Origin of the sequence: Croceicoccus sp. BE223 (genome assembly GCF_031457155.1) — a bacterium.
Lineage (GTDB): Bacteria > Pseudomonadota > Alphaproteobacteria > Sphingomonadales > Sphingomonadaceae > Croceicoccus.
Genome location: NZ_JAVDWB010000005.1, coordinates 282,861 through 307,227 on the forward strand (window position 1 = coordinate 282,861; position 24,367 = coordinate 307,227).

14 protein-coding genes are annotated in these 24,367 nt (G+C 65.3%); 6 read left to right on the forward strand and 8 right to left on the reverse strand.

Annotated elements, in window-relative coordinates; translation table 11 throughout:
• Nucleotides 1–33: 33 nt before the first annotated feature.
• Nucleotides 34–1,752 (reverse strand): MFS transporter, encoded by a 1,719-nt coding sequence (locus J2X37_RS12305; RefSeq protein WP_310021661.1) that lies wholly within the window; start codon nt 1,750–1,752, stop codon nt 34–36.
• Nucleotides 1,753–1,775: 23 nt separating this feature from the next.
• Complete coding sequence (locus J2X37_RS12310; protein WP_310021663.1) at nt 1,776–3,170, reverse strand: DcaP family trimeric outer membrane transporter; 1,395 nt, start codon at nt 3,168–3,170, stop codon at nt 1,776–1,778.
• A gap of 267 nt (nt 3,171–3,437) precedes the next feature.
• Between J2X37_RS12310 and J2X37_RS12315 the strand changes: the two genes are divergently transcribed.
• Nucleotides 3,438–4,064: a response regulator transcription factor gene (locus tag J2X37_RS12315; RefSeq protein WP_310021665.1), complete on the forward strand. Its 627-nt coding sequence runs from the start codon at nt 3,438–3,440 to the stop codon at nt 4,062–4,064.
• Here the strand turns inward: J2X37_RS12315 and J2X37_RS12320 are convergent.
• The 4 genes from J2X37_RS12320 to J2X37_RS12335 form a co-directional block, all read right to left on the reverse strand.
• Complete coding sequence (locus tag J2X37_RS12320; RefSeq protein WP_310021667.1) at nt 4,047–7,400, reverse strand: PAS-domain containing protein; 3,354 nt, start codon at nt 7,398–7,400, stop codon at nt 4,047–4,049. The two genes, J2X37_RS12315 and J2X37_RS12320, sit on opposite strands and share 18 nt — an antisense overlap.
• 139 nt (nt 7,401–7,539) lie before the next feature.
• Nucleotides 7,540–8,979, reverse strand: a complete 1,440-nt coding sequence (locus J2X37_RS12325) for an alpha-amylase family glycosyl hydrolase (protein ID WP_310021669.1) — start codon at nt 8,977–8,979, stop codon at nt 7,540–7,542.
• A complete protein-coding gene (locus J2X37_RS12330; RefSeq protein ID WP_310021671.1) occupies nt 8,976–10,508 on the reverse strand; it encodes an MFS transporter in 1,533 nt (510 codons plus the stop codon). The genes J2X37_RS12325 and J2X37_RS12330 overlap by 4 nt, the downstream gene beginning before the upstream one ends.
• A gap of 126 nt (nt 10,509–10,634) precedes the next feature.
• Entirely contained in the window at nt 10,635–11,672 is a 1,038-nt protein-coding gene (locus J2X37_RS12335; protein WP_310021673.1) for a LacI family DNA-binding transcriptional regulator, read from the reverse strand.
• 304 nt (nt 11,673–11,976) lie between these two features.
• On the opposite strand from J2X37_RS12335, the gene J2X37_RS12340 reads away from it, so the two are divergent.
• From J2X37_RS12340 to J2X37_RS12355, 4 genes are all read left to right on the forward strand, one after another.
• Nucleotides 11,977–14,775, forward strand: coding sequence for a TonB-dependent receptor (locus tag J2X37_RS12340; protein ID WP_310021675.1), 2,799 nt, complete (start codon nt 11,977–11,979; stop codon nt 14,773–14,775).
• Nucleotides 14,776–14,929: 154 nt separating this feature from the next.
• On the forward strand, nt 14,930–16,429 hold the full coding sequence (locus J2X37_RS12345; protein WP_310021677.1) for a tryptophan 7-halogenase: 1,500 nt from the start codon (nt 14,930–14,932) through the stop codon (nt 16,427–16,429).
• A complete protein-coding gene (locus J2X37_RS12350) occupies nt 16,426–18,033 on the forward strand; it encodes an alpha-amylase family glycosyl hydrolase (RefSeq protein WP_310021679.1) in 1,608 nt (535 codons plus the stop codon). Before J2X37_RS12345 ends, J2X37_RS12350 begins: the two co-directional genes overlap by 4 nt.
• Complete coding sequence (locus J2X37_RS12355; RefSeq protein ID WP_310021681.1) at nt 18,030–20,090, forward strand: glycoside hydrolase family 97 protein; 2,061 nt, start codon at nt 18,030–18,032, stop codon at nt 20,088–20,090. The genes J2X37_RS12350 and J2X37_RS12355 overlap by 4 nt, the downstream gene beginning before the upstream one ends.
• 25 nt (nt 20,091–20,115) lie before the next feature.
• On the opposite strand, the gene J2X37_RS12360 is transcribed toward J2X37_RS12355, so the two are convergent.
• Nucleotides 20,116–20,457 (reverse strand): hypothetical protein, encoded by a 342-nt coding sequence (locus J2X37_RS12360; RefSeq protein WP_310021683.1) that lies wholly within the window; start codon nt 20,455–20,457, stop codon nt 20,116–20,118.
• Nucleotides 20,458–20,957: 500 nt separating this feature from the next.
• Entirely contained in the window at nt 20,958–21,251 is a 294-nt protein-coding gene (locus tag J2X37_RS12365) for a hypothetical protein (RefSeq protein WP_310021685.1), read from the reverse strand.
• Between the two features lie 886 nt (nt 21,252–22,137).
• Here J2X37_RS12365 and J2X37_RS12370 point away from each other — a divergent pair.
• On the forward strand, nt 22,138–24,367 hold a 2,230-nt coding region (locus tag J2X37_RS12370), incomplete at its 3' end, for a hypothetical protein (protein ID WP_310021687.1).

Sequence of the window (24,367 nt, forward strand, 5' to 3'; positions counted from 1 at the left end):
GGTGCGCCGCCTCGATCGAGGTTCAACCCGCGATCAATCGTCGATGTTCCGCTTGAAGGTTTCAGGCAGGAACAGCAGGCCGACAATCACGGTCAGCGCGGCAACCAGCACCGGATACCACAGGCCGTAGTAGATATCGCCGGTCGCCGCGACCATCGCAAAGGCCGTCGTGGGCAGGAACCCGCCGAACCAGCCATTGCCGATGTGGTAGGGCAGGCTCATCGAGGTGTAGCGGATCTTGCTGGGAAACAGCTCGACCAGCATGGCCGCGATGGGGCCGTAGACCATCGTCACCAGCAGCACGAGATAGGTCAGGATCAGGACCACCATCGGCTTGTTGATGCCCGCAGGGTCTGCGAAGAGCACCATCTTCGGGGCCTTATCGTCGTTCAGCGCAGCCGGGTTGTCCTTCACCGGATAGCCCGCTTCGCGCAGGGTGGTGATGACCTGGCCGCCGAAAGCCTTGATCGCGGCGGCCTTCTCCTCGCCCGTCACCGCATTCGGATCGGGCGCGGCGATCACCTTGTCGCCGATGGCAACGCTGGCCACCGTGCCCGCCGGGGCATCGACGGTGGAATAGCTGATCGCGTTCTTGGCCAGATAGGATTTGGCGATGTCGCAGCTGCTGGTGTCGAACTTGTTCTTGCCGATCGGGTCGAACTGGAACGAGCAGTCCTCTTCGTTGACGGTCACCGTTACCGGGGCGTTCACGGCGGCACGCGCCATGGCCGGGTTGGCCGCTTCGGACAGGGCATGGAACGCCGGGATGTAGGTGACAGCCGCCAGCGCGCAGCCACCGAGGATGAGATACTTGCGCCCGATGCGATCCGACAGCCAGCCAAAGAAGACGAAGAAAGGCGTACCGATGGCGAGCGCGATGGCGATCAGGATATTGGCCGTCTTGCCGTCGACCAGCATCATCTTTTCCAGGAAGAACAGGGCGTAGAACTGCCCGGTGTACCAGACCACTGCCTGGCCAGCGACCGCGCCGAGCAGCGCGACCAGCACCCACTTCAGATTGCCCCACTTGCCGAAGGCTTCGGACAGCGGCGCCTTGGAGGTCTTGCCCTCGTCCTTCATCTTCTGGAAAACCGGGCTTTCGGCGAGCTGCATGCGGATCCACATCGAGACCATCAGCAGGATGATCGAGACGAGGAACGGGATGCGCCAGCCCCAGTCCTTGAACGCCTCCTCGCCCAACCAGGTGCGCACGCCGATGACGACGAGCAGCGCCGCGAAGAGGCCGAAGGTCGCCGTCGTCTGGATGAAGCTGGTGTAGAGCCCGCGTTTGTGATTGGGCGCGTGTTCGGCAACATAGGTGGCGGCGCCGCCATATTCGCCGCCCAGCGCCAGGCCCTGCACAAGGCGCATGATGACCAGCAGGATCGGAGCCGCGACACCGATCGAGGCGTAGCTGGGCAAGAGGCCGACGACGAAGGTCGACAGGCCCATCAGACCCATGGTGACGAGGAAGGTGTTCTTGCGCCCGACGAGATCGCCGATCCGCCCGAAGACCAGCGCGCCGAACGGCCGCACCGCAAAGCCCGCCGCAAAGGCCGCGAGCGCGAAGATGAAGCCGGTCGTCTCGTTCACGCCCGAGAAGAACTGGGCCGAGATGATCGTGGCCAGAAGGCCGTATAGGTAGAAATCGTACCATTCGAACACCGTGCCGAGCGACGAGGCGGTGATGACGAGCTTTTCGCTCTGTGTCGCCTCGTGGTGCTTGGGTGCCGAGTCGTAGGTCGTAGCCATAGTCTCTCTCCCGTCCTGTCTCTTCAGAAGCTGTACTTTGCGGCGAACTCGACCCGGTCAAGCGTGCCGTCGGCACCGTTGACCAGTTCGCGATTGCCGCGGCGATATTCGATGCCGAGATCGACGTTTTTCACCGGCGAATAGAAGACGTTCGTCGCCGCGCTCCACGCTTCCTTGTTGAAGCCGCCGATGTCGGAGAGCGTGAGCGAGTTCGCATAGTCGACCTTCTGGTATGACCCCATCAGGTTAACCCGCACCACCGGCGACAGCGCGATGCGGGCGGCGACGATGGCCGCGATCTCGTCGACGCTGGCGAGATCGCCGGTTGCCGGAACGAAGACCGCGTCGGGAGCGAAGTTCAGGCCGATGTAGCGACCGGCGTTGTGGCCGTAGGTGACGAGCGCGCGGATGTCGGAGGTCTTCGCGTCGTTCAGGAACAGCTTGCCGCCGCCGCTGACGGCCCAGCCCGTCGCATCCGCCGCGACGCCGCCGGTTTCCACCCGCACCTGCCGGACGAGGCCGGCCAGCGACAGTTCGCCGAACGAGGGCGCAAGGGCCAGTCGCGCGGTGAAATCGGGGATGCGGTCATCGCCGTTCTCGACCAGCGCCGGCGCACCCGCGACCGCGGTGCCGGATTCGGGATTCTCGACGCCCAGGTGCAGCGTCGCCGTTTTGCCGACCGGCGCGCTGTAGCGGATCAAAGGCTGCCGGACGAAGACCGTACCCTCCGCACCGCCGACGAAGTCGGTCGTTTCCGGAAGCGCCCCGGTGTACTGGAACGTCGTCCAGTCCTGTCCGAAAGTCAGCTTGTCGAACTGCAGGAAGGCACGGCGCAGCGTCAGGTTGTAGCCGTTGGTGGTGCGCTGCGACCCCTGCGTACCGGGCGAGGTCTGGAAGTCCGCCTCGACCAGGCCCTTCAGGGTATGCCCGGCGACGTCGGTGGCGAGGTTCAGCCAGAAGCGCGACTGTTTGGCGCTGACATCCTGCACCGTGCTGCTCGGCCCGGCACCCACCGGGATCGTCTGCGGCAGGTAGAAATCGCGGCCCAGCGAATTGTTGGCGACCTCGCCTTCGCTGAACGTGCTGTGCGATGCGACGAGTTTGATGAAGCCGCCCATCTTTACCGTCGTCGAGCCTACCCGGAAGCCTTCGGGCACCGGCCTGCTTTCCAGCGCCGCCAGCTTCTTCGCGGTTTCCTCGGTGCCCGCCTGAGCCGCCTGGGCGACGACTACGGCTTCGTTCTGCGCGGCGCGTGATGCGGCAAGATCCGCTCGCAGCGCCTGCATCTCGGACTCCAGCCTCTCGAGCCTTGCCTCCAGTTCGCTTTCGCGCGCCGTCTGGGCAAGAGCCGACCCCGGCGCGAGCAGCGCCGTGGTGGTCAGCAGGACTCCGGCAATTCGTGGCAATTGGCGTGCCATCGTGAACCTCTCCGCTTCATCGGCCTGGTTTTCGCCGACCTGATCTGGGACGAGGGCATCGTGCCGGATGTCGCGTTCGCATGGCATCCAGACCTAGGTGCGTCGGGCACGACCATGGTCGGGGGTTGGTCTTCCCGCGCGGTTTGCGTTAGCGTGGGGCCGGATCATGCCCGCACGCTCCGGACAGAGAGCGACGCGCATGACTGCGGGAGCAAGAGCGATGCCAGGACCTTTCCGTTCGAACCGGACGCGCCACGGATCGCGGCCATGACCATCCTGATCGCCGACGATCATCCGCTGTTTCGCCAGGCGCTCTGCATGGCGGTGTCGCGTGTCGCGCCCGGCGAACGGGTGATCGAAGCCGGCACTCTCAACGCCGCGGCGCGCCATGTGGGCGAGACGGACGACCTCTCGCTCATCCTGCTCGACCTCAAGATGCCGGGTGCCGTCGGCTATTCGGGCATCGCCCTGCTCCACGCCGAACGGCCCAACGTGCCGATCCTCGTCGTGTCGAGCGCGGAGGGCGAGAACGCCGCGAGCGAGGTGCGCAGCTTCGGCGCAGTCGGCTTCATCAACAAGAACGGCGATCTCGATGCGATGGAGGACGCGATCCGCGCGGCCCTTGCCGGCAAGCGGCCGGTCGCCCCGCCCCCGGTCGAACCGGAGAGCGAGGCCGGAGTGCGCGAAACGGTCGCGGGCCTGACCCCGACCCAGCTCAAGGTGCTCCTTGCCGTGGTCGAAGGCCAGCTGAACAAGCAGATCGCCTGGAACCTCGGCATTACCGAGGCAACGGTGAAGGGGCACATGACCGCGATCATGCGCAAGCTGGACGTCGGCAACCGCACGCAGGCGGCCCTTGTCGCTCGCTCGCTGGGGCTAGATCTCGCCCACTGATGCGGCGGCCAGGAACCGTTCGATGGCGACTGGATCGGCGGGCTTGGCCAGCATCTCGACGCCGAGCGCGGCGGCCTCCTGCGCCAGACCGGCGACCATCGAAGCGGTGACGATAAGCGCCGGCAGGTCCGGCCGCCTTGCGCGCAAGGCTCGGACCAGTTCGATGCCGGTCTCGCCGTCCGCCAGGCGCAGGTCGGCGACCAGCGCATCGACCGATTCGGCGTAATCCAGCGCCTCGGCGATCGTCGCCGCACCGATGGGCGTATGACCGATTCCTTGCAGCATCGCGCACGTCGCCTCGATCACGCGCGGATCGTCATCGACGACGAGAACGCGCAGGCCATGGGCAGCAACAGTGGCCTTTGCCCTGGCCCGCTTGCGCGGCGCAGCGCGCTCCTCCGGGCCCGTGCGAAGAACGATCGTGAAGGTGCTGCCGTGCCCCGGGCGCGACGCCAGCTCGATCTCGCCACCCAGCAGCCGCGCGATGCGGCGCGAGAGGGCGAGGCCGAGGCCGAGACCTTCGGCCTCCACCTCGCCGAGGCGGGTAAATTCGCGGAAGATCTCCTGCTGGCGATCCGGCGCGATGCCGACGCCGCTGTCCGCCACCGCGATTCCGAGATGATCGCCCCGGCGTCGCACCCCGATGACGATCCCGCCCGTGACGGTGTAGCGGATGGCATTGGAAACGAGGTTCTGCACGACCGAGCGGAGCAGGCCCGGATCGCTGGCCACCACCGCACCGCTGTCGACGACGCGCAGGGTCAGCCCCTTGGCCTCCCCCAGCGGTTGCAGGCCGCCCGCGACATCGCGCAGAAACGGGCCCAGCTCAATCCGTTCGGGCTGTGGAACCACGCCGCCGGCATCGATGCGACTGATGTCGAGCAATGCGCGCAGCAGCGCCTCGGCCCCGACGATCGCTTCGTCGATCCGGCCGGCCAGCGCCCGTTCCGCGCTGTCGAGCTGGCGCGAAAGGGCGCTGGTGAACAGCCGCGCGACGTGAAGAGGTTGCAGCAGGTCGTGGCTGGCGGCGGCGAGGAAGCGCGTCTTCTCCCGGTCGCTGTCGGCCAAACGCGCATTGGCCTCGCTCAGCTCCAGCGTCCGTTCGCGAACCCTGTGTTCGAGTTCCTCGAGAGTGCGCGAGAGCTTTTCGCGGGTGCGCGCCTCTTCGGTGACGTCGATGAAGCTCATGACGTAGCCACCGCCGGGCATCGGGCCACCGACCGTCTTGATCACCCGCCCATCGGCACGCTCGCGCTCGAACTCGTGAGTGGTGCCGGTGCGCATGTGCGCGAGGCGCTTGGCGACCTGAAGCTCGATGTCGCCCTCGCCCAGCTCGCCGCGCCCGAAGTCGCCCCTGCCGGCGTTGAAACGGATGAGTTCGGCGATTGGCGTCCCGACGCGGACCATGCCCGGAGGGTAGCTGAACATGTCGAGGTAGCGGGTGTTCCAGGCGACGAGATTCATGTCGGCGTCGACGACGCTGATGCCCGAATCGAGGTTTTCGAACGTCGCGGCCAGCAACTGGCGCGAAAAACGCAGCGATTGCCCCCCTTCGTCGAGCAGGCGCGTGACTTCGGCGAGGCTCATCCTCCCGCCGCTGAGCGCCGAGGCGACCAGAGCGCGCGCCGGTGCGGCGCCGACGACGCGCGCCAGCACCTCCTGCGCGAACTGGGCGCTGCGCCGGTCGATCGGGGCGCGCGGGTCGATGCCGGCGAATTCCTGCCGCGCCCTCTCGATCCCGACGAAGCCGGCGACGAGATCGACAAGGTCCTGCTGGTCGCGCACCTGCCGCTGCATCCGCAGCAGCTTGGGCAGGCCCGGCCGCGCCACCCGCCCGGCGGAAAACAGCGCCAGGAGCGCGAGGTTCGCGCCGAGGCTCCAGAACACGCCATGAACCAGCGGGCTGGCCGAACCGATGTGAAACAGGTTCAGCGGATCGAGCGGCGTCAACGCAAGCGCCTCCAGCCAGTCCAGCGGCAGGATCGGCGGCAGCGCGAGGGTATAAAGCCAGAGCATCAACCCGACGGTGAGACTGGCCCGCGCCGGTCGCGGATCGCGCTGCGCACCGTAAGCGGCGATCAGCAGGTGCGGCGTGAACTGTGCCATCGCGGCAAAGGCGATGAGGCCGATCGAGGCGAGCGTCTCCGCCTCGCCCACCAGCATGGCCCAGGCCAGCGACGCCAGCATGACCGCCGCCACCGCGCCGCGCCGGATGGCGAGGATCCGGCGCCCGAAACCCCCGTGTTCGCCGCCGGTCCCCGACCGCACGACACTTGCGAGAAACAGGTCATTCGAGACCATCGTCGACAGGGCGGTCGCATCGACGATCGCCATCGAGGCCGCGGCGCTGATACCGCCGAGCAGTGCCACCGCCGCGATCCAGTCGTTGCCCGCCGCCATCGGCAGCGCCAGCACGTAGAGGTCGGGATTCGTCGAGCCTGGCAGGAGCGCGAAACCGCCCAGCGCGATGGCGGGCGCCATGGCCGCCATGGCACCGATGTAGACCGCCAGGCCCCCTGACGCGCGCGGCAGGTCTTCCGCGCTTCGCGCCTCCACCAGCCCCATGTAGAACTGCCGCGGCAGGACGATCACCGCGAACAGCGAGATGACGAAGATCACCGCGGTATCGACCGAGACGAGGTTCGGATGAAACACCGTGCGCAGCGCCTGCCCCGCCTGTTGCACAGGGGCGGCAGGCATGCTCCACACCAAGAGCAGGGCGAAAATCGCCACGCTGGCCAGCGCGACGATCTTGATCAGCGATTCAAGCCCGATGGCAAAGACCAGCCCTTCGCTGCGGCCCGCAATCTCGAAGCGCCGGATGCCGAACAGCACGGCGAACAGCGCCAGCAGAACGGTCGCCGCAACCATGGCCGGGACAGCGACATCGTGACCCGAAACGAACGAGAGGGCGTAGCCGATCGAACGGAGCTGGAGCGCGATGTAGGGGATCGTGCCCAGAAGGCAGATTACGGCGACCAGCCGTCCGACCGCGATGTCGTGTGCGAAGCGCGTGGCGATGAAGTCCGATATGCTGGTCGCCTGTTCTTCGGCGACGGCGCGCGACAGGCGGCGAAGAAACCCGCGCGCCAGCAGCAGGAGCAGCACCGGGCCCAGGTAAATCGGCAGGTAGTTCCAGCCCCGCATCGCCGCGCTGCCGACCGCGCCGTAGAAAGTCCAGCTGCTGCAATAGACGCCGAGCGCGAGGACGTAGGCGATGTGGCGATTGCGGGCGAGGACGCGGTTCCCTTCGCCCTTCGCCTCGACATAGGCGGCCACCACGAACAGCGCGACGACCAGCCCGACCGGCAGGAGGGCGGCCGGGATCAGTCCCATCGGCGGCCATGGCTGTTCGGGCTGTACGGCTTCACGATCTCGTCACGGCCCCTCCCTGTCGTCGACCCTCCCCTTGTGCAACGAGGCGCCGCCCGATGGCAAGCAGACCAAGGTCGGGGGTAGCCCCTTCCTTTCCGGGCTACTTGCCGCCCGACGACATCAGGCGGAAGCCCCAGGCCGACAGGGTCACGCTGTCGCCCGCTTTCAGCGTGGCGGATTGGCCCGTCCGGAATTCGGTATAGGTGCCCTCTGCCAGCGCGTCCGACAGCCTGGCCGTGACCGGCTGGGGCGAAAGGTTGAACAGGCCGACGACCTTGTTGCCGTCCTTCTGCCGCATCCAGGCGAACATCTGCTTCGACTTGTCGTTCACGACCTGCTGCATCCGCGCGCCCCACCGTCCGTTGTCCAGCGCCGGGTTCGCCTTGCGGAAGGCGATGAGGTCGGTGATCAGCTGGCCGAGCTGGCAGTCCTTGCCCTGCGACCAGTCGATCGGGTCCTTCTCGAAGAACTCGAGCCGCTTGGCGTTGCACGCCTCCTGGCCGTTATGGACGACGGCAAGGCCCTCGCCGGCAAAGGCGAGCGCAGTAAAGATCGGCAGCGCATCGCCGAAATTCTCGTACTGCGTGCCTTCCCAGGCGTTGCTGTCGTGGTTCTCGATATACGTCATGCGCATCGCCTCATGCGGCCATGCGCTCTCGTTTTCGGCATAGTACCCGAACAGCGCGGTGGCGTCGGCCTTGCCCTTGGCGATGTCCTTTACCGCGCCGTGCCATTCCCAGGCGTAGACGGCGTCGAAGGCGCGGCGGGTCAGTTCCGGCGTCTTCCATTCGGCCAGCATGAAGACCGGCTTGATCGCGTCGAGCCGCGCGCGTTCGGTTTCCCAGAAGTCGGTCGGGACATATCCGGCGGCATCGGCGCGATAGCCGTCGACGCCGAATTCGCGGACCCAGTATTCCATCGCCCCGCCGACATGTTCGCGCACGCCCGGCTTCGACCAGTCGAGGTCGATCACGTCGGACCAGTCCCACCACGGGGTGGGCCGGAAGTCGCCCTTCCAGTCTTTTTCGTACCAGTCGGGGTGCTCGCTCGCGAGCTTGTTGTCCCAGGCGGTGTGGTTGGCAACGAGGTCCAGGATTACGCGGAAACCCTGCGCGTGAGCCGCATCGACGAAGTGCCTGAAGTCCTCCTTCGTGCCGAACTCCGGGTTCACGTCGTAATAGTCCTTCACCGAATAGGGCGAGCCGAGCGTGCCCTTGCGGTTCTTCTCGCCGATCGGGTGGATCGGCATCAGCCACAGAATATCGACGCCCAGTGCCTTCAGCCGGGGCAGTTCCCTTTCCGCGGCGCGGAAGGTTCCCTCCTTCGTGAACTGGCGTGTGTTGATCTGGTAGAGGACGGCGTCCTTCGACCAGTCGGGATTGGTCAACTCGACATAGGGCTGCGGCGTCCACGGGTCGCGCCCGGCACGCTCCTGCGTTGCATCGGCGGGCGTTTCGGGCGTCGTGCCCATGGCGTAAAGGCTGCCCGCGCCGAGCAGCGCGGCGGCAGTGGCGGCGATCAGGGGACGAGTCAGTTTCATGCAGGCCTCGCGGTAGCGGTGTGAGCAGAAGGGATGGCGGCGGACACGCGCGTCATGGCAAGCGCGGCGATGATCCAGGCGGCGGCGGCGAACAGCATCGTCCACACCGGTTCATCCGGGAAGAACGCGAGCATGATCGAACCCATCACCGTGGCCACCAGCAACTGCGGCACGACGACGAAGACGTTGAACAGGCCCATGTAGATGCCGAGTTTTGCCTGCGGCAGGTTTGAGGCGAGGATCGCGTAAGGCATCGCGAGGATCGAAGCCCAGGCGATGCCGATGCCGATTTCGCAGACGAGCAGCGCCGTCGCATTGCGCAGCAGGAAGAAGCCGAGGAAACCGGCGGCGCCGAGCAGGAGGCAGATCGAGTGCGTGCGCACCTGCCCGAAGCGCCGCGCCATCCACGGCAGAAGCGCGAGCGCGGCGATCGCGGCGACCCCGTTGTAGACGGTGAACAGCACGTTCACCCAGTTCGCGCCCTCGTTATAGGCGGCGCCGGCGGTGTCGGTCGCCCCGAAGACGTATTGCGTCACGACCGGCGTGGTGTTTATCCACATGATGAAGAGGGCGGACCAGCTGAAGAACTGGACGAGCGCGAGGCGCTTCATCACCGGCGGCATACCCGAAAAGTCGCCGACGATGCTCGACAGCATGTTGGCAGGCCGCCCGGCCCGGGCCATCCGGATCGCGACCATGTCGAGCACGCCGTAGACGGCGAGCAGGGCGCCGAGAAGGTAGACCTCCTTCTCCAGCGCGAACAGAAGGACGGCACCCGCGACAGCGAGGCCCGCCACGATCCAGGCAAGCGAGCGCAGCGGCGACTTGGCGGCCAGCCGGGCCATCATCGCGGTGTCGTCGACGGCCTTGCCCCCGGATGCGAAGGCGGCCTGCTGTTCGGGAGAGTATTCGCGCGTCGAGACGACGGTCCAGAGCACCGCCAGCAGGAGCGCCGCGGCCCCGAACCAGAAGGCGTAGCGCACGGTATCGGGCAACTCGCCCTCGCCCGCGACATTGGCGACACCGAGATGCTCCAGCACGAACGGGAAGATCGAACCGAGCACCGCGCCCGCGCCGATGAAGGCAGTCTGCACCGCATATCCGGCGGCGTGCTGGTCGGTGCGCAGCATGTCCCCGACGAATGCGCGAAACGGCTCCATCGAGATGTTGAGGCTTGCATCCAGCAGCCACAGCATCGCTGCGGCAAAGACCAGCGGCGCGGCAATGGCAGGGGCCAGCGGCATCAGGAACAGCGCCAGCGCGGCAAGCACCGCGCCGGTCAGGAAATAGGGGCGGCGGCGGCCGAGCCGGTTCCAGGTCCGGTCGGACATGTGGCCGATGATCGGCTGCACGATGAGGCCGGTGAGCGGCGCGGCGACCCAGAGCGCGGGCAGATCGTCCATGCTCGCGCCCAGCGTCTGGAAGACGCGGCTCATGTTGGCGTTCTGCAGGGCGAAGCCGACCTGGATGCCGAAGAAGCCGAAGCTGATGTTCCACAGGCCCCAGAAGCCCTGCCGCGGCTTTTCCATCGCGGACATATCCTTTCCCGTTGCCCATCCGCTCGCGGCGGGGGCCTTCATGCCCCGGTTCCATGCCACGCCGTGCGCGACAACAAGAATACGAATGTATCGCGCCGCAAAATCGGGCGCAGGCGATCAGGTCGCGACCGTGCTGCCCCGGACCAGCAGTCTGGTCGGCAGGCGCGCATCGGGCGCCGGACGACGCTCGATCTGCGCCATCAGCGTTTCGACGAGGCGCTTGCCCGCCCCGGCCACGTCCTGCTGCACGGTCGTCAGCGGAGGACTGGTCAGGCTGGCGGCGGGAATGTTGTCGAAGCCGACCACGGCCACATCCTCGGGCACCCTCAGCCCCGCCCCCGCCAGCGCGCGCATCGCGCCAATGGCGATTAGGTCGCTGGCCGCAAAGATCGCGTCGAATGCGCGTCCGGAAGCCAGCAGCTCGCGGGCGGCGCGATAGCCGGCGTCCTCGTTGGTCAACGCATCGAACTGCAAGCCAGGATCGGGTTCGAACCCCGCCTCGCGGCAGGCCGCGACCATGCCGTCGTAGCGGTGGGCGAACTCGGGATACTGCCCGGTCGAATGGCCCAGGAACGCGATGCGCCGCCGCCCGATCGACAACAAGTGCTCGCCCGCCATGCGCCCGGCGCCAAGATTGTCCGACCCGATCGTCGAGCCGCTGAAATCGTCGCGCACCGAACCCCATCGCGCGAAATGTGTCCCCTGCTCGACCAGCTTCTCGAGCCGCGAGCGATAGATCTCGAAATCGCCGTAACCCAGCAGGATCAAGCCGTCCGCGCGGTGCGCGTCCTGGTAGCGAACGTGCCAGTCGTCCTCCATCCGCTGGAACGAGATCAGCAGGTCGAGGCCGCGATTGGCGCAGGCCCGCGTGATGGACCCGAGCATGGCGAGGAAGAAGGGATTGATCATGCTGTCGTCGGGGGTCGGATCCTCGAAGAACAGCAGCGCGATGGTGTTCGACCGCTGCGATCGCAGCGAGGATGCGTTCTTGTCGACGGTGTAGTTCAAGTCGCGGGCGATCTTCTCGATTCGCTCGCGCGTTTCGCGGCTGACCGACTGGTCGCCGCGCAAGGCGCGGCTCACGGTCGGCTGCGAGACTCCGGCCGCATAGGCGATGTCGAAACTGGTCGGCCTGCCGCTCGGCTTGCGCCCCATGAAATCCTCCGCGCCGGGTGCCCGACTGGCCCCGCGGCGGCGCCAGCATAACGGCTGATACCGTCCGCGGGAAGAAAATCTGCCACGTGCAAGTTGCTGACGAAACTGGATTTTCTATCGACCACGCGAAATCTCGCAACAGCAGCGTATACGTATGCTGTCTTCCGCCCCGGCGCGGATGCACGGTATCGAGGCCCGAAGCCGCTGACCGGAGAAGCCCGGCAGACGGCACGAAATCGAGAAGGCGCGACGACCCGCACAAGCCTTCCCGCCTAGGGGACTGAGGATGAATTTTCGGACCAAGTTGAGCCATAGCGTCAGCGCCACCGCCTTTGCGGCTGCATTCGTCGCGCTTGCCTTGCCGGGCACCGCTTTCGCACAGGAAGCCAGCCTCGAGCCGGGCGACGAGACCGTGTCGGAGGATGACACGCAGGGCAGCGTCATCATCGTCGAGGGCTATCGCCAGGCGCTGGAAACGGCGATCAACCTGAAGAAGGACAGCCCGGTCATCGCCGAGGCGTTCAGCGCCGAGGACATCGGCAAGCTGCCCGACGTGTCGATCGCTGAAACGCTGGGCCGCCTCCCCGGCCTCGCCGTGCAGCGCATCAACGGCCGCGCGCAGTCGCTCTCGGTCCGCGGTCTTGGCCCAGACTACTCGACCTCGCTCCTCAACGGCCGCGAGCTCGTCTCCTCCGGCGACAACCGCGCCGTCGAGTACGACCAGTACCCGTCGGAACTGATCGACCAGGGCGTCGTCTACAAGACGCCTTACGCGGGTCTCATCGGTCAGGGCTTGGCCGGTACGGTCGACCTGCGCACCATCCGCCCGCTCTCGAAGAACGAGCGCATCATCAACGTCGCCGGCCGGCTTGAATTCAACGAGGGCGGCTCGCTCAACCCCGACGTTAAGGGCTGGGGCTATCGCGCCACCGGCACCTATGTCGACCAGTTCGCCGACGACACGCTGGGCATCGCGCTGGGCGTTGCCCTGCAATCCAGCCCGAGCCAGGTGAAGCGCTTCAGCGCCTGGGGCTACCCGACCGAGAACGGCACCATGGTGCTGGGCGGCATGAAGCCCTTCGCCAAGTCGGTCGACCTCGACCGCCTCGGCGCTTTCGGCACGCTCGAGTGGGAGCCGACGGAGAACTGGAACACCTCGGTCGACGTGTTCTATGCCGATTATCGCGAACGCATCCCGATGCGCGGCATCGAGTTCCCGCTCTATCCGGGCTGGGGCGCGAGCACGACCATTACCGACCTGCAGGGCACGGGCATGGCCGACAGCGTGACGTATGAAAACGTCCAGCCGGTCATCCGCAACGACTACGATCGCAAAGATACGGAGACCTTCGCGGCGGGCTGGAACACCAAGTACGAAAACGACGATATCCTGCTCAACATCGATCTGTCCTACTCGAAGGCCGATCGCCGGCTGCAGCAGGTCGAGAGCTACTCGGGCTTCGGCTACGGCGCGAGCGCGAGCGATCCGTCCGACACCGTCACATATGTCCGCGGCGACGGCGGTTTCCCGTTCCAGTTCACCAACACCGCCGACTATTCCGACACCGGCACGATCTTCCTGACCGACCCGCGCGGCTGGGGCGGCGGTCGCAACATCGTCCAGGCCGGCTTCATCAACGACACGATGACCAAGGACGAGCTCTATTCGGGGCGGGCGGAGCTGGCGTTCAAGCTGGACAACGGCTTCGTCAAGCAGTTGGTCGGCGGCGTTGCCTACACCGATCGCACCAAGAAGCGCGACATCACGCAGAACTTCCTGAGCCTGTCGGGCGGCACCTCGACCAACCCGAACGATCCGGGCGCGGTGCGCGAATTGCCGATCCCGCAGTCGGCCCTGCTCGATCCGATGGCCTCGCTCGGCTTCCTCGGCTTTGGCCCGCAGGTCGCCTACGATCCCTTCGCGCTGATCGCCGACGGCACCTACGTCCTCACCGACATCCAGAGCTCGGACCTGCCCTTCCCCGGCGACTGGACCGTGTCCGAAAAGGTCTGGACCGGCTACGTCCGCGCCGATCTGGACGCCGACCTGGGCGCGATCCCGATGACCGGCAACATCGGCCTGCAGGTCGTCCGCACCGACCAGTCGTCTGACGGGTTCAATTCGCCGGGCGGCATCAATGCGGTGCGCACCGCGGTGACCGACGGCGACAAGTACACGCACTTGCTGCCCAGCCTGTCGCTGAATTTCGAGGTGGCGGACAATGCCAAGTTGCGCTTCGGCGCGGCACGCACCCTGGCCCGCCCGCGCATGGACCAGCTCAACGCATCGTCCAACGCGACGATCGCGACGCAGCCGACCGGCGCGCTGAACTCGCTGTTCTCGGCCAGTGGCGGCAACCCGAAGCTGCGCCCCTATATCGCCGACAGCGTCGACGTCTCGTTCGAGAAGTACTTCGCAGGCGGCAAGGGCTACATCGCGGTGGCCGGCTACTACAAGTGGCTCAAGGACTTCGTGAACCCGAACGCGGTCAGCGTGGTGCGCGACTTCGCCTACCTGCTGCCCACGCTTAGCCCGGAACAGCGCGCGATCGCCGAGGCGACGACGACGCTCGGCTTCGTCAGCGGCCCGGACAACACCGCCAAGGGCAGCATTCGCGGCATCGAGGCAAGCGCCGCCCTGCCGTTCGAGATCATCGCCCCGGCGCTTTCGGGCTTTGGTTTCCAGACCAGCGTCGCCTTTACCGACAGCAAGCTGACGGTGTTTGACACGGTCTCCGACACCTCGTTCAACAGCGACGTGCCGGGTCTTTCGAAGTGGGTCGTCAACTCGACCGTGTTCTACGAGAACTCGGGCTTCGAAGCGCGGCTCAGCCACCGCTACCGCACCTCGTACCTTGCCGAATTCATCGGCATCTCGGCGACGCGGCAGTTCCGCCAGACCTATTCGGAATCGATCTTCGACGCGCAAGTCGGCTACCGCTTCCAGGAAGGTTCGGCGCTCGACGGCCTGTCGCTGACGGTCCAGGCGCTCAACCTGACCGACGAGCCGTTCGTATCCTACCAGTCCGGCGATCGTGACCAAGTCATCGACTACGAAAAGTACGGTCGCACCTATCTTGTCGGCGCGTCCTACCGGTTCTGAGCGACACCGGTAGGCGTCTCCCCAAGCCCCGGCCGGGGTCTCTCCCTCTCTTGCCCGGCCGGGGCAACATGGCAGACAGATTGGCGGGATCCACAGGATTCCAGCGAGTGGGAGGCCGGGGCGACAACGGCAAGACGAACGGGGCAGCGGTGCGATGGAACGACAGGGCAGACCCTCCATCCTGATAGCGGGCGGCGGCACGGCCGGCTGGATGGCTGCGGCCGCCCTCGCCCGCTTCGCCACCGGCCACGACATCGCGCTGGTGGAAAGCGAGGCCATCGGCACCGTCGGCGTCGGCGAGGCGACGATCCCCCAGATCCACCTTTTCAACGCCGCGCTCGGTCTCGACGAAGGCGAGTTCCTGCGCGAGACGAAGGGCAGCTTCAAGCTCGGCATCGAGTTCGACGGCTGGCTGCGCGAAGGCGAAAGCTACATGCATGCCTTCGGCGCGATCGGGCGCGGCGTCGGCCTGCTGCCGTTCCAGCACTATTGGTTGCGGGCAAGAAAGCTCGGCCTTGCCAAGCCGTTGCAGCGCTATTCGCTCAACGAACTGGCGGCGCGCACCTTGCACATGCGGATCGGTCGCCGCGCACCCGGTGCGCCCGAAATGCCCTACGCCTATCATTTCGACGCCGGTCTCTACGCCGCCTACCTGCGGCGGTATGCCGAGGCGCGCGGTGTGGTTCGGCACGAAGGCATGATCGCGGGCGTCGGCCGCGATGGCGAAAACGGCGACATCGCCTCGATCACGCTTGACGACGGGCGCGAACTGGCGGCGGACTTCTTCATCGACTGCACCGGATTTCGCGGCCTGCTGATCGAGGGCACGCTGGAAACGGGCTTCGACGACTGGAGCGGTTACCTGCCCTGCGACCGGGCGCTGGCGGTTCCCTGTGCCGGCGGCGGCGACTTCACCCCCTATACCCGTTCGTCGGCGCGCAGGGCGGGCTGGCAGTGGCGCATCCCGCTGCAGCACCGGATCGGCAACGGCATCGTCTATTCCTCGGCCCACATGGGCGAGGACGAGGCCGCCGCGATCCTCCTCGCCAACCTCGATGGCGAGGCGCAGGGCGATCCGCGCCCGATCCGCTTCACAACCGGCATGCGGCGCCGCCACTGGAACCGCAACTGCCTCGCCCTCGGGCTGGCGGCGGGCTTCATGGAGCCGCTGGAATCGACCAGCATCCACCTGATCCAGGGCGCGATCAGCCGCTTCCTCGCGCTGCTGCCCCATGGCAGGCCGAGCATGGCGGCCATCGACCATTTCAACGCGCAGGCCGCCTTCGAGTGGACCCGCATCCGCGACTTCCTGGTGCTCCACTACACCGCCAACGCGCGCGAGGGCGAACCCTTCTGGGACGCGGTGCGGCACATGGAACTGCCCGCCACGCTGGCCGAGAAGATTGCCCTGTGGCGCGAGGCCGGGTTCATCCACCGCGAGCACGAGGAACTTTTCACCGAGGTCGCCTGGTTCCAGGTCTTCGCCGGACAGGGGGTCGATGCCGGTGCCTACAACCCGATGGCCGATGCCATGCCGCAGGCCGAGCTTGCCGCCATGCTGGCCGATACCGAAGCGACCCTGGTCAACGAGGTGCGCGCAATGGACCGCCACATCGACGTGCTGCAGCAGGCCATCGCGACGCGAAAGACATGACGATGAGCGAAAACAATCCCAACCGTCCCTGGTGGCGCGGCGCAACGATCTATCAGATCTATCCGCGCAGCTTCATGGACTCGAACGGCGACGGCATCGGCGACCTGCCGGGCATCACCTCGCGGCTCGATTACGTCGCCTCGCTCGGCGTCGATGCGATCTGGGTGTCGCCCTTCTTCCTCTCGCCGATGAAGGACTTCGGGTACGACGTCGCCGATTTCCGCGCGGTGGACCCGATCTTCGGCGCGCTCGACGATTTCGACGCGATGGTCGCGCGCGCCCATGCGCTCGGCCTGCGTGTGCTGATCGACCAGGTCATGTCGCACACGTCGGACCAGCACGCCTGGTTCGTCGAAAGCCGGTCGAGCCGCGACAATCCGAAGGCGGACTGGTTCGTCTGGGCCGATGCGAAGCCCGATGGCTCGCCCCCGTCGAACTGGCAATCGGTGTTCGGCGGCCCGGCCTGGACCTGGGACGCGCGGCGCCAGCAGTACTACCTGCACAATTTCCTTGCCAGCCAGCCGCAGCTCAACTGCCACAACCGCGAAGTGCAGGACGCGATGCTGGCGAACCTCGAATTCTGGCTGGAGCGCGGGGTCGACGGCTTCCGGCTCGACGCGGTCAACTTCGCGATGCACGACCCGGCGCTTACCGACAATCCGCCCGCGCCCGACACCGGCAAGCCGCGGACCCGGCCGTTCGATTTCCAGCTTCGCATCCACAACCAGTCGCACCCCGACATCCCGGCCTATATCGAGCGCATCCGCGAGCTGACCGACCGCTATGGCGAGCGTCCGGGCACGATCTTCACCGTCGCCGAAGTGGGCGGCGACGATTCCGAAGCCGAGATGCGCGCCTTCACCGCCGACGACCGGCGCTTCAATTCGACCTACGGCTTCAACTTCCTCTATGCCGAGCGTCTGACCGCCGACCTCGTCTGCCGCGCGCTGACCGAATGGCCTGACGAGCCGGGCACCAACTGGCCGAGCTGGGCCTTCGAGAACCACGACGCGCCGCGCGCGCTATCCCGCTGGGCGGACGACGAACACCGCGAGGCCTTCGCCGCGATGAAGATGGCGTTGCTGGCCTGCATGCGCGGCAACCCCATCCTCTACAACGGCGAGGAACTGGGCCTGACACAGGTCGACATCCCGTTCGACCAGTTGCAGGACCCCGAAGCGATCGCCAACTGGCCGCTCACCCTGTCGCGTGACGGCGTGCGCACTCCGCTGCCGTGGACGGCGGAAGGCGGCTTTACCAGCGGCACGCCCTGGCTGCCTTATGGCGAGGAGAACCTTGCCCGCTCCGTCGCGGCGCAGGATGCGGCCAACGCCTCGCTGTTGCACCACACCCGCGCCATGCTGGCCTTGCGCAATGCGCATCCGGCCCTGCACCACGGCTCGGTCGACTGGTGCCGGGCAGAGGGCGCGCTGCTGTCGTTCGGACGCAGCGCCGATGGCGAGAGCGTCGAGTGCCACTTCAACCTCTCGGTCGCGCCGGTCGCCCTTTCGGGCCTCGATGGCGACGCCGAAATTCTTTGCGCTCTCAACGGCGCCAACCCGTCCGAAATCCCCCCTTACGGAGCATTGATCGTCCGCCCATGACCCTGTCCCGTTTCCTGTCCGCCTCCCTCGCCACCTCGCTCCTCGCGCTCACGGCGCCGGCGCTTGCCGCCACGGTCAAGTCGCCCGACGGCCGGATCGAGGTCACGCTCGACACCGACAACGAGGGCAAGCCGTTCTATGCCGTCAGCCGCGACGGCAAGCCGGTGATCGCGCCATCCTCGCTCGGTTTCGACTTCACGAACGAAGACCCGCTGCGCCGCGACATGGTGGTGACCGGCGAAAGCCGCGCCAGCGCCGACACGCGATGGGAGCAGCCGTGGGGCGAGCGGCGCTTCGTCACCGACCGGCACAACGAACTCGCCGTCGGGTTCAAGGGCAAGCCAACAGCGCCGGGCCGCGACCAGCGCGGCTTCACCGTCCGGATGCGCGTTTTCGACGGCGGGATCGGCTTTCGCTACGAATTCGCCGGCCGCGCCGATCATCCGGTCACGTCCATCGCCGACGAACTGACCGAATTCGTCATCGCCCCCGAAGGCACGGCCTGGTGGATCCCGGCAGGTGACTGGAACCGCTACGAATATCCCTATTCGCAGACCGCGATCGAGGAGGTCTCCTCGGCTCATACTCCGATAACGATGCGCCTCGCCGACGGAACGCATATCTCGATCCACGAGGCGGCCCTCGTCGACTATTCGGGCATGTGGCTGAAGCGGATGCAGGGGCGCCGGTTCCGCTCGACGCTCTCGCCCTCCTCGCGCGGGGCGAAAGTCGTGCGCAAGGGCGCCTTCGAGACCCCGTGGCGCGCGATCCGCATTGCCGACGACGCCGCAGGCCTGGTCGAGAACGACCTCGAACTCAATCTCAACGAGCCGAACAAGCTGGGCAACGTCAGCTGGTTCGAGCCGACCAAGTACATCGGCATATGGTGGGGCATGATCTCCAACCGCTGGACCTGGGCGCAGGGCGAACGCCACGGCGCGACGACCGAACGGACGAAGCAGTACATCGACTTTGCCGCGAAGAACGGCTTTCGCGGCGTGCTGGTCGAAGGCTGGGATTACGGCTGGGACGGCAACTGGTTCGGCAACGGGCGCGATTTCAGCTTTACCAGGGCTTATCCCGATTTCGATCTCGAGGGGCTTTCCGCCTATGCCAAGAAAAAGGGCGTGCGCCTGATCGGGCACCACGAAACCGGCGGCAACATCGCCAACTACGAAGCGCAACTGCCCGACGCGATGGCGCTTTACGGCAAGCTGGGCATCGACGTGGTGAAAACCGGCTACGTCGCCGATGCGGGCAACATCATATCGTGCAGCGCCGACATCGCCGACCCTTGCGCCGGCCAGACCATGGAGTGGCACGACGGACAGCGGCAGGTGCAGCATCACCTGCGCGTGGTGCAGGAGGCCGCGAAGCACCGGATCGCGGTCAACCCGCACGAACCGGTCAAGGACACCGGCCTCAGGCGCACGTATCCCAACTGGGTGTCGCGAGAGGGCGCGCGCGGCATGGAATACAACGCGTGGGGGCCCTTCAACAACGGGCCGGACCACGAACCGACGCTCGTCTATACCCGCATGCTGGCAGGGCCGATGGACTTCACGCCGGGCATTCTGAGCCTGAAGGGCGACAACGACGTGCCGCTGGCCTCGACGCTGGCCAAGCAATTGGGATTGTATCTCGCGATCTACTCGCCGATCCAGATGGCGGCGGATTTCATCGAGAGCCTTGCCGCGCATCCCAGGGAACTGGCGTTCATCAAGGCCGTGCCCGCCGACTGGTCGGAAAGTCACCTGGTCGCAGGCGAAGTGGGCGACTACGCGATTTTCGCGCGCAAGGACCGCAACAGCGACGACTGGTACGTCGGCGGGGTCAATGACGCGACGGCCCGCGATGTGACGATCCGCTTCGACCATCTCGACGCGGGACGCAGCTACGACGCCACGATCTGGAAGGACGGGCCCGACGCGACCTACCTGACGGAGGCGCGGCACCAGATCGCCTATGACGCGAAAACGGTGCGCAAGGGCGACACGATGCACGTCCGGCTCGCTCCGGGCGGCGGGCTCGCGATCCGCCTGAAACCACGCAAATAGATCAGAAGGCGCGCACCACCCCGAATTAGCCGCGCCAGCGATCGTAGCCGTAGACCTCGATCGGGCTGCTGTTGCGCTCGTGGATCACGCGAACCTGCGGCGCCCAGCCCTGCCATTGCAGCGCCCGCAGAGTGGCGCCGAGGCTGAAGCGGAGGAAATCCTCCTTCCGCCGATGCCGGTAGAGTGCGAGGCGCCGGTCCACCTCGAGATGAAGGTAAGGCGCGGACAGGAATACGGTCGACCGGCCGAACTCGCGCCAGCCGGTCGCGGTGACCTGTCCGCTGACCTGCGAATAGGCGGGTTCACGGGCGATCTGCCGCGCACCGCCCCTGCGCGCCTCTCCGTCCAAGTCGAAATCGCCGGTCACGGTGCCCAGGGTCGTCGATCACTTGGCCCGGTTGACGTTGCTGTCGGGCGCGATCGCGAGGTCGACGCTGAAACCCAGTGGCTTGCGTTCGCGCAGCGCGGAGGAGAAGCGATCGACAAGTTGCGCGACGTCGGGCGGGATCCGCCTGCGCCTTGCGCAACTCCGAGGACCCGACGCTGGGCCGCAAATTCGAACGTTAACCGGGTTTCAGCGCCGCGGCATCGTTCGCCTGGCGGCCTGCGGAAGGGTTGCAGCTTTCGAGCCAGGTTCGTCACCAGACCGGCTATTTCAGTGATGACAAGAAAACCCCGGCGCTGCGCGTCGGCGGTTCGACCGTGGTCGATGCCCGCGTGGCCCAGACCGTCGGCCCGCTGACGATTTTCGCCTATGCCAGCAACCTGTTCGACGCCTTCTACATGACCGATCTGGTCAACCCGTCTTCGGCTCCGCCGGCAAGCCGCGAGAGATCGGCGCCGGGCTCGAAACCCGGTTCTGATCGTTCAACGGGCGATGAAGTCGGGGGTAACGCCCCGCCGCGCCCAGTAATCGGCCAGCCCGACCTCCTCCAACAGCGTCACGAACCGAGGGTCGTGCTGCATCGCGGCGGCGAGCGGAGTGAAGATCATGTTGGTCTTGCGCCTGCGTTGATCGGGCACGACCGGCTGCCCGGGCCGCCCGTTCAGCGCGGCGATAATCGGACCGCGTTCAAGGTAATAGGCCTGTGCCAGATCGAATGCCGGATCCATCGCTCCCATGACATACAGCAGCATCGTCGCGTTGACGACAGCCGCCACTGCCGCCCCCCGGCAAGCAACTTCCGGCTGACCCGGAGGACGGCGCCGGCTCGCCGCTCTGCGCGGCGGCGAGCGCAGCGTCAATCCCGGCAAAGACCGGTGGCGGAAGCTCGGGATAGCCGCAAAGTTGTCGCGAGACACTACTTTTGTTAATCCAAGATGCTCAGGGTCGTTGCAAGTGAATGGGCAGTTGGCAAAATGGTGTCACAAATTGCGGCAACGATGTGACGGCAGACAAGCTTACCGCCGCGACTCGACACTGACTTTGCCGACAACTTTGTCGATGTCGTAAGCAAACTGCTTGACTTGGCACCGCACGCCACCACCCGTCGGGCAGCAATTTGCCGTCGGAATGGGTGCGGTAAATGGCTGTTATGAAAAGCAATATGAGTCACGATGGGAACTGCGCATAGCCACCGCCCCAGAAAGCGATACCGCTGATATTCCTGCTTTTACGGCTTGAAAAAAGATGTTAATAATTAGTTAACGCAGGTTGCAGACTTGCGCTTCACTTTCAGGCGATCCGCCTCAGCTATGTTGAATGAAATTCGCACATGGAGAGGTGCGAAACGGTGGTCGCAATCATTCACTCAAATATATAGCCGCGAATGAGCCTACTGCGTAACAAGGCAGTCAATTCATTCCGAAATCCTGTAAGTATTAATTCATACAGTTGAAGTTGGTGCAGCATGGGGGTGCTCGTCGACATGATACTTTTGATCCAAATGCATCAGAAAGAGCGATCTATTTGCTCGGATCGCGCTTCGATCCTTTCTGACTGCAGCATGACTGCAACAATCATACCCGGTTTTTGAATAGCTCGCGGACGTTGCTGTTTGGACAGCGGCGCCCTTTCGTTCAAGCACGATTATTGGGGAATTGAGCCATGTCTATCATCGTGGATACTGACGGCGACGGCAACTATGACGATCGCAATTGGGGTTCGTTCGAAACCTGGATGACCTATTTCAGGTTTGCATCGCCCAGCAACTTCCTTGATTCGACTGAATTCAATTCCCTCCTCACCATCAACGACATCAGCGGCGACGGCACTTTCGACGTCGACATCACCGATGCCGGTTCCTCCGCGGTTATCGATGGCGTCATCTTCACCGATGCAGCGAACGTCGGCGCGGGCACGGGCAACTACAACACTTTCCTTGCGCTTCAGGACAGCAACGATCCTGACCAGGTCGAGGAAGGTTTCAATTCCGGCAAGGCGGTCGGCGGCGCAAGCGATCCGAACGCCGAGGACGATTCCAACGAGGAAATGGATGCTTCGAAGTCGGAAGCTATCCTGCTCGGCGCAATCCCCATCAAGTATGTCGATGGCGTGGCCTATTACGAGTTCCGCGTCGATCTGAACGAAGCGAATTCGGGCGATGCGACGCTCATTTCGCTCGACCAGTTCAAGCTTTTCGTCGGTCCCTATGACCAGAACACGACGCTGCCCAATCCGACGCCGACATCGCCCAACAACGATTACGGCAGCAACGTCGATCTGATCGACACATTCACCGAGCTGAACAGCCTGACCAAGGTTTACGACATGGACGCCAACGGCGACGTGTCGGTCCTCATGGACGAGGGCAATTCGTCCGGCAGCGGCAACGACGATTACGCGGTCCTCGTGCCGGTGTCGTATTTTGAAGGCTACGACCCTGCCAAGGATTACGTCTACCTCTACGTCGAGATGGGCGCGGCCGGCGGCGACGGTGACGGCAACGGGGTGATCGGCAACGCGGCGTCGAAGAACGACGCCGGCGATGACCTCACCTGGGTCGTCAACGGCGGCTTCCACGAATGGAACCTGCAGAACGCTGTCATCATCACCGGCACCAAGTTCCTCGATGCCAACGGCAACGGCGTTCAGGACGAAGGCGAGACCGGGATGGAAGGCGTCACCATCTTCATCGACAATAATCTTGACGGTGACGTTGACGGTACGGACGGGAACGGCATTCTAGACGCAGGCGAGCAGTTCACCGTCACCGACGAGAATGGCAATTATTCGTTTGGCGGGATTCCGCTCTATGACTTCGATTACGACATCGAAATCAACGAAGTCGTGCCACCGGGAAGCGAACCGACCACCGATCTTCCCATCACGATCACAATCGACGATGCGCTGCCGTCGGGCTTTGTCTTTGTACTCGACCCGATCGGCAACAAGCTGCTGGTCCCGGACATCGAAATCACCAAGACGGCGGTTCTGGAAGACGGCGGCGAATGCGCCGACGAGACGACCGACGTCATCAATTACACAGTGACCGTTGAAAACACCGGCGATCTGGCCTTGGAAAATGTCGTCGTTACCGACCAGTTCGAGGGTGCCTTGCTGCGCACGCTCGATGACGGCGACGGCACGCTCGAAGCAGGCGAAGTCGTAAGAACGGGTGATACCGGCAACGACAACATCCTCAGCGTCGGCGAGACCTGGACTTATACGTACAGCCGCAATGTCACCCAGAACGACATCGATACGATCGGCATCGACGGTGACGGCTTGCTGGAGAACACGGCCGAAGTCGACGCGATCGTTTCAGCCACCGATCAGCCGATCAGCGACGAGGACGATGCCGATATCGAGGTTTGTCCCACGCCGGACTTCACCGCGGTGAAGGAGATCGTGTCGGTCAACGACGGCGACGACGAGACCGAGGTCGATGGCGTCATCGATGGTGCCGGGGATTCGATCACCTACCGGATCACCATCACCAACACCGGCAACGTCACCCTCAATCTGGAGGAGGTCGCCGACACCTACGAAGGGACCGAAGCGGACATCCTCGCACTGATCCAGGGGCAGGATGCCGACGCACTCGACGGGGTCCTCCAGGTCGGCGAGACCTGGACCTACGAGTGGACCGAGACGGTCGACCAGCCCGAGCTCGACGAGATCTGCGCCACCGACGAAACCATTACCAATTCGGTCGCGGCCACCTTCTCGTTCGGCGATCCGGAGAGCGAGCACTACTACGAGGAGACCAAGGGCAACGAGGTCGAAACCCCCGTCGAGTGCACGCCGGACTTCACCGCGGTGAAGGAGATCGTGTCGGTCAACGACGGCGACGACGAGACCGAGGTCGATGGCGTCATCGATGGTGCCGGGGATT

What these genes read in the sequence shown, in the direction of transcription:
- J2X37_RS12355 (WP_310021681.1), top strand. Translation starts at nt 18,030, where the DNA reads ATGACCCTGTCCCGTTTCCTGTCCGCCTCCCTCGCCACCTCGCTCCTC.
- J2X37_RS12320 (WP_310021667.1), bottom strand. Translation starts at nt 7,400, where the DNA reads ATGGGACTGATCCCGGCCGCCCTCCTGCCGGTCGGGCTGGTCGTCGCG.
- J2X37_RS12325 (WP_310021669.1), bottom strand. Translation starts at nt 8,979, where the DNA reads ATGAAACTGACTCGTCCCCTGATCGCCGCCACTGCCGCCGCGCTGCTC.
- J2X37_RS12305 (WP_310021661.1), bottom strand. Translation starts at nt 1,752, where the DNA reads ATGGCTACGACCTACGACTCGGCACCCAAGCACCACGAGGCGACACAG.
- J2X37_RS12315 (WP_310021665.1), top strand. Translation starts at nt 3,438, where the DNA reads ATGACCATCCTGATCGCCGACGATCATCCGCTGTTTCGCCAGGCGCTC.
- J2X37_RS12350 (WP_310021679.1), top strand. Translation starts at nt 16,426, where the DNA reads ATGACGATGAGCGAAAACAATCCCAACCGTCCCTGGTGGCGCGGCGCA.
- J2X37_RS12330 (WP_310021671.1), bottom strand. Translation starts at nt 10,508, where the DNA reads ATGGAAAAGCCGCGGCAGGGCTTCTGGGGCCTGTGGAACATCAGCTTC.
- J2X37_RS12335 (WP_310021673.1), bottom strand. Translation starts at nt 11,672, where the DNA reads ATGGGGCGCAAGCCGAGCGGCAGGCCGACCAGTTTCGACATCGCCTAT.
- J2X37_RS12310 (WP_310021663.1), bottom strand. Translation starts at nt 3,170, where the DNA reads ATGGCACGCCAATTGCCACGAATTGCCGGAGTCCTGCTGACCACCACG.
- J2X37_RS12345 (WP_310021677.1), top strand. Translation starts at nt 14,930, where the DNA reads ATGGAACGACAGGGCAGACCCTCCATCCTGATAGCGGGCGGCGGCACG.